Below are 5,400 nucleotides of genomic sequence, written 5' to 3'. Positions count from 1 at the left end.
ACATCTTCTATACAATCCTGAACGATGATAAAAAAGCCGCCTGACTATTGAACCAAAAACTCTCCGGTAAACCCGGGGCGGTTCAGCACGTCCCTGCGCCGAGACAGGTGTTGGTCTTCTGCCACCAACGCGCAATGGCGGCATTGAGAGAAACGATCTGCGCTCCAATCTGCCGCAAACGATGCCGGCCATGGCGTTTCAGCAGATCGATCGTCAGGGTTTTGAGGCGATTGATCGTTGCCGTCCGGTCTCGCATCAGGCTGCGTCGGGCCGCGACCTGTTCGGCCAGGCGGTTCTGCGGGTCCGAGCGGATCGGGCGTGCGACCGGCTCCAGCAATGCGCCGTAGCGTGCCAGCATCAAGGCGTTGATACGATCGGTCTTGGCGAGCTTGCCGGTGCCTTCGGCGAAGCGGCGCGCGCTGCGGTTTGACCTTGACCAGCATGCGGTGATACGGGCCGGTTCGGCTCGAACACGACCCGCGCGACGACCTTCATGTCGGCGATCCAGCGTAGAAGCGCGGTCTGGCCCTTACGGGTATTAGCGACACAAATGGTCTCTCCACCGGGGTGGCGGGCCGCGTCGAGATGATCCTCGGAGACGTCGATCCCGATTGTGATCGGCGCGGGTTGTGGTTCGGGCTTGGAAGCCGTGGCCTTTTCCATGTCCTATGCTTGTCATCCGAGGCCAAACCCTCGGGTATCCGTTCAGGGCACAAGGAAAAGAAGGGGCGGTCATACTCTAAGCCGACCAATCACGATCTGGCTGTCACCGACCCGTCCCCGTCCTGATTTTTCCGGGGTGGCCACCCCGGAAAAATCAGTCCTTTGTCGCACAAGGCGACACGGAATGCATAAGACAAGGCATTTCATTTTTGGGTTTTACCATCTACTACAGTGCTGACGGCCAAAGAGGAACTGATGTCGGCTCGGTCGCTTTTTAATCTTTAAGCCGACTGACCGCTTCCGGCCCAAAGTGGCAACAGGAGTTTGCGCTGGTCATGTCCGCTATGCGGAAAGCGATCTGGACAGCTGTATGTCCGAGATGAGGCGGAAGCCGACATGGAGACACGCCCGTCACTCCATCATGCGATGCTACCCGCCAGCCACTCCCTGAGCTTCGACCACCGCCGCCTCCCGCCCTGGTTGCGCACGGCGATGGCCAGCGCCTTCTTCTGCCCCACGAGCACGACGAGCTTCCGCCCGCGTGTGACGCCGGTATAGAGCAGGTTCCGCGCCAGCATAGCGTAATGCTGCGTCACCAGGGGGATGACCACCGCTGGATATTCCGATCCCTGGCTCTTGTGAATGGTGGTCGCGTAGGCCAGCACCAGTTCGTCCAGTTCTCCAAAGCCGTAAACGACCTCCCGTCCATCGAATGAGACCGTCAGTTCGCCCTCTTCCACATCGATCCTATCGATAACGCCAAGATCCCCGTTGAAGACGTCCCGGTCATAATCGTTGGCGATCTGCATCACCTTGTCGCCGGGACCATAGGTCCAGCCAAACCGCTCAACCTTCACCTCGCCCGGCGGGTTCAGCGCCTGCTGCAATTCGATATTCAGCGACCGCGCCCCAAGCCCACCCCAGTTCATCGGGCAAAGCACCTGCACATCGCGGACCGGGTCCAGCCCGAACCGCGCCGGGATACGGTCTTTCACCACGGCCAGCAGCCGACGCAGCCCGATCTCCGGCTCGGCGGCCTCGCCGAAATAGAAATCCGACCCTTCCTCCGCGCTCAACTCCGGCATTTTTCCTTCATTAATCCGGTGCGCGTTGATGATGATCCGGCTCTGCGCTGCCTGGCGGAACACCTCCGTCAGCCGCACCACAGGGATAGCACCGGAACCAATGATGTCGGCCAGAACCTGCCCCGGTCCGACAGAAGGCAACTGGTCCACGTCGCCTACGATCAGCAACGCGGCGTTGTCGGGCAGCGCGCGCAGCAGAGATCGCATCAGCAGCACGTCCACCATACTCGCCTCGTCCACGACCAGCAGATCGCAAGTCAGCGGGTTGGTATCGTCCCGCTTGAAGCTGCCATTACCCGGATCCGTCTCCAGCAGGCGGTGGATGGTCTTGCCTTCCAGTCCGGTGCTTTCCGACAGACGCTTCGCCGCCCGTCCCGTTGGCGCGCAGAGTTGCACATCCGTGCCCTTGGCGGCCACAATCTTCAGGATGGCGTTGACCAGCGTGGTCTTGCCCACACCGGGACCGCCGGTGATCACCAGCACCTTGCTGCGCAGGGCAAGACGCACCGCCTCCTGCTGGCTGGGGGCCAGGGCAAGCCCGGTCTTCGTTTCCACCCAGGTCATGGCCTTTTCCGCGTCGATCTCCGGCCAGGGCGGCCGACCCACGGCGCAGGCACGCAACCGCTCGGCGATGCTCTGCTCCGCGCGATACAGACCGGTCAGGAAGATGCAGCCCGTCTCGCCAACACTGTCGGCAATAACGTCGCCCGCTTCCAGCTCCAACGCGAGGGCCGTCTCGATCAGAGGGGCGGCAACCTCCAGCAGTTCGGCCGTGCTGGTCAGCAGTTCCCCGACTGGCAGGCCGCAATGCCCTTCATCCATCGCCTCGCCAAGGGCGTAGGAGATCCCTGCCCGCACCCGGATCATGGCATCGGGCGCGATCCCCATCTTCCGGGCAATCTGGTCAGCGGTTTTGAATCCGATTCCCCGAATGTCCTTCGCCAGCCGATAGGGGTTCTCGCTGATCAGTCTGACCGCATCCTGCCCGTAGGTCTTGAAGATCCGCACCGCTCGCGACGTGCCGACGCCATTGCTGTGCAGGAACAGCATGATCTCGCGGATCACCTTCTGATCCGCCCAGCCCGCGACGATCCTTTCAGCACGTTTCGGGCCGATGCCCGTCACTTCCCGGAGACGGCCGGGCTCCTGTTCGATCAGATCGAACACGGCCTCACCGAACGCTTTCACCAGCTTCTTCGCATAGACGGGACCAATGCCCCGGATCATGCCCGAACCGAGATAGCGTTCGATGCCCTCGACCGTGGTGGGCGGGCTGGCCTTGAGGAACTCCGCCTTGAACTGGAGCCCGTGGGTGTGATCGTTGAACCAGCGGCCCGACATCTGCACGAACTCGCCCGCCGAGATCATGGCGGCATGGCCGACAACGGTGACCGGGTCGCGCTGCCCCCGCACCTTCACCCGCAGAACGCAGAAGCCGTTCTCTCCATTGTGGAACGTCACCCGCTCCACGAGGCCGGCCAGCGCTTCCATGGGCAAAGAGTCGGTGGCGCGTCCGCTCATCCGGCCTGCCGGAGGAACGGCACTCCCGTATCGTTCATGACTCGTCCTCCCCTCTACCACCGTCATACGCCAGTATTTGTACGACGCGCCTGTATCCGGGACTACCCATAACTACGATTCCGCACGCTGGAGTACTCAGGAGCACGCTTTCGCATATTGCGTATTTCCATTGAAATAACAGCCATTTGTCCGGATCGTGTGCCTGTTTTCCTTGCCTTGCGGTCGGAAGAGAGCGACGATGACGGACAGACCCATCCAGTCCCTTGCCCCGGCGTATCGACCGCCCGAGCCCGAGTTGCGGCTCGTCCTGCGCCCCGATGCCCCCGACCCTCGCCTTGTGGCGTTCGTCCGCCTCATGGCCCGTCGCGCGGCACGGGAGTGGTTCCGGTCTCAGCAACAGGAGCAGCGCCGCCGCTCCGGACCGTAAGGGATGTTCCGTCATGAAGGTCGCGCTCTACGCCCGCTATTCCTCCGACAACCAGCGCGACGCCTCGATCGCCGACCAGCTTCGCGTCTGCCGCACCCATGCGGAAAAACAGGGCTGGACCATCGTCGAGGAGTATACCGACCACGCCATCTCGGGTGCCTCCCTGATGCGGCCCGGCATCCAGGCGCTGATCGCGGACGCACAGCGCGGACGGTTCCAGATCGTGCTGGCCGAGGCTATGGATCGCCTGTCCCGCGACCAGGAGGACATCGCCGGCGTGTTCAAGCGCATGAATTATGCCGGCGTGCGGATCGTCACCCTTTCCGAGGGCGAAGTCTCCCATCTCCATGTCGGCCTCAAAGGCACGATGAACGCGCTCTTCCTGAAAGATCTGGCCGAGAAGACCCATCGCGGCCTGCGCGGCCGGGTCGAACAGGGTAAATCCGGCGGCGGCAATGCCTACGGCTATGACGTCGTGCGCAGGCTCGACGCCAATGGCGAGCCCGTCCGGGGCGACCGTACCATCAATCCAATGGAAGCCGACGTGGTCCGTCGCATTTTCCGCGACTTCGCAGCCGGACTGGGGCCACGCGCCATTGCCTTCCGTCTCAACGATGAAGGCATCCCGGCACCGGGCAGCGGCGCGTGGAGCTTCTCGACCATCACCGGCAACCGGGCACGCGGTACCGGCATCCTCAATAACGAGATGTATGTCGGAAAATTGGTCTGGAACCGGCAGCGTTTCATCAAGGATCCCGACACCGGCAAGCGTCAGGCTCGCCCCAATCCGGACTCCGAATGGGTGACCCAGGAGGTGCCGGAGCTGCGGATTGTCGACCAGGAGTTGTGGGACGCGGTCAAGGCGCGGCAGGCCAGCGTCAGTGCCAGCCGCGACACACGCGACACGTCATCGCCCGACCATTTCCGCGAGAAACGCCGCCCCCGCTATCTGTTCTCGGGCCTCAGCAAATGCGGCTGCTGTGGCGGCGGCTATTCCATGATCTCCGGCACCCTGCTGGGTTGCTCAACGGCGCGCAACAAGGGCACCTGCGACAACCGGACCAACATGCGCCGCGAGGAACTGGAGCGCCGCGTCCTCGACGCCCTGCGTCACCATCTCATGGACCCGGACCTGTTCGCCGAATTCTGCTCAGCCTTCACCACCGAGATGAACCGGCTGCGCATGGAAGCCTCCGCCGACATCGGCGCAGCGGAATCAGAACTGAAACGGGTGGAACGCGACATCCAGCGCCTGATGGATCTCTATCTTTCCGAAGCCATCTCGATCGCGATGGTCAAGGAGCGCGGTTCCAAGCTCGAAGCCCGCAAGGTAGAACTCAAGGAGTTCCTCGCCACCGCCGAGGCGCCGCCTCCCCTACTCCATCCGCAGATGGCGGAGTTCTACCACCGACAGCTCGCGCGCCTGCACGACATGCTGCATTCCGAGTTGGACGAGAAACGCCAGGAGGCAGCCGAGGTGATCCGCTCGCTGATCGAGGCGATCATCCTGACGCCATCCGACAAGGGCCTCCAGATCGATGTCCGGGGCGATCTCGCCGGTATCCTGACGGTGGCGTCAGGCAGCGGACAAAAGAAAACCCCAGCCCGTTTCCGGACTGGGGTTGGTGATGCGTTCGCATCGCAAGTTCAGATGGTTGCGGGGGCAGGATTTGAACCTGCGGCCTTCAGGTTATGAGCCTGACG

At 62.7% G+C, this 5,400-nt stretch carries 5 protein-coding genes; 2 read left to right on the top strand and 3 right to left on the bottom strand.

Features of this window, described 5'->3' with window-relative positions; genetic code table 11:
• Positions 1 to 82: 82 nt before the first annotated feature.
• The 3 genes from ABF821_RS19740 to ABF821_RS19730 all read right to left on the bottom strand — a co-directional run bounded on the left by ABF821_RS19740 (position 83) and on the right by ABF821_RS19730 (position 3,269).
• A complete protein-coding gene (locus ABF821_RS19740) occupies positions 83 to 358 on the bottom strand; it encodes a hypothetical protein (protein ID WP_415531317.1) in 276 nt (91 codons plus the stop codon).
• Positions 358 to 663, bottom strand: a complete 306-nt coding sequence (locus ABF821_RS19735; RefSeq protein WP_415531316.1) for a hypothetical protein — start codon at positions 661 to 663, stop codon at positions 358 to 360. Before ABF821_RS19735 ends, ABF821_RS19740 begins: the two co-directional genes overlap by 1 nt.
• Before the next feature lie 419 nt (positions 664 to 1,082).
• Positions 1,083 to 3,269 carry an ATP-dependent RecD-like DNA helicase gene (locus ABF821_RS19730; RefSeq protein WP_415531315.1) on the bottom strand — a complete coding sequence of 729 codons (2,187 nt, stop codon included), beginning with the start codon at positions 3,267 to 3,269 and terminating at the stop codon, positions 1,083 to 1,085.
• A 238-nt stretch (positions 3,270 to 3,507) separates the two neighbouring features.
• On the opposite strand from ABF821_RS19730, the gene ABF821_RS19725 reads away from it, so the two are divergent.
• Together ABF821_RS19725 and ABF821_RS19720 are read left to right on the top strand one after the other, a co-directional pair.
• The gene (locus tag ABF821_RS19725; RefSeq protein ID WP_077813932.1) at positions 3,508 to 3,696 is read left to right on the top strand and encodes a hypothetical protein; all 189 of its coding nucleotides are present in this window, start codon (positions 3,508 to 3,510) and stop codon (positions 3,694 to 3,696) included.
• Positions 3,697 to 3,709: 13 nt separating this feature from the next.
• A complete protein-coding gene (locus ABF821_RS19720; protein WP_415531314.1) occupies positions 3,710 to 5,392 on the top strand; it encodes a recombinase family protein in 1,683 nt (560 codons plus the stop codon).
• Positions 5,393 to 5,400 lie beyond the last annotated feature (8 nt).

Source organism: Gluconacetobacter sp. (genome assembly GCF_047721585.1).
Classification (GTDB): Bacteria; Pseudomonadota; Alphaproteobacteria; order Acetobacterales; family Acetobacteraceae; genus Gluconacetobacter; species Gluconacetobacter dulcium.
Note: the sequence above shows the minus strand (reverse complement) of the source record. Positions and strands in the feature narration are given on the sequence as shown.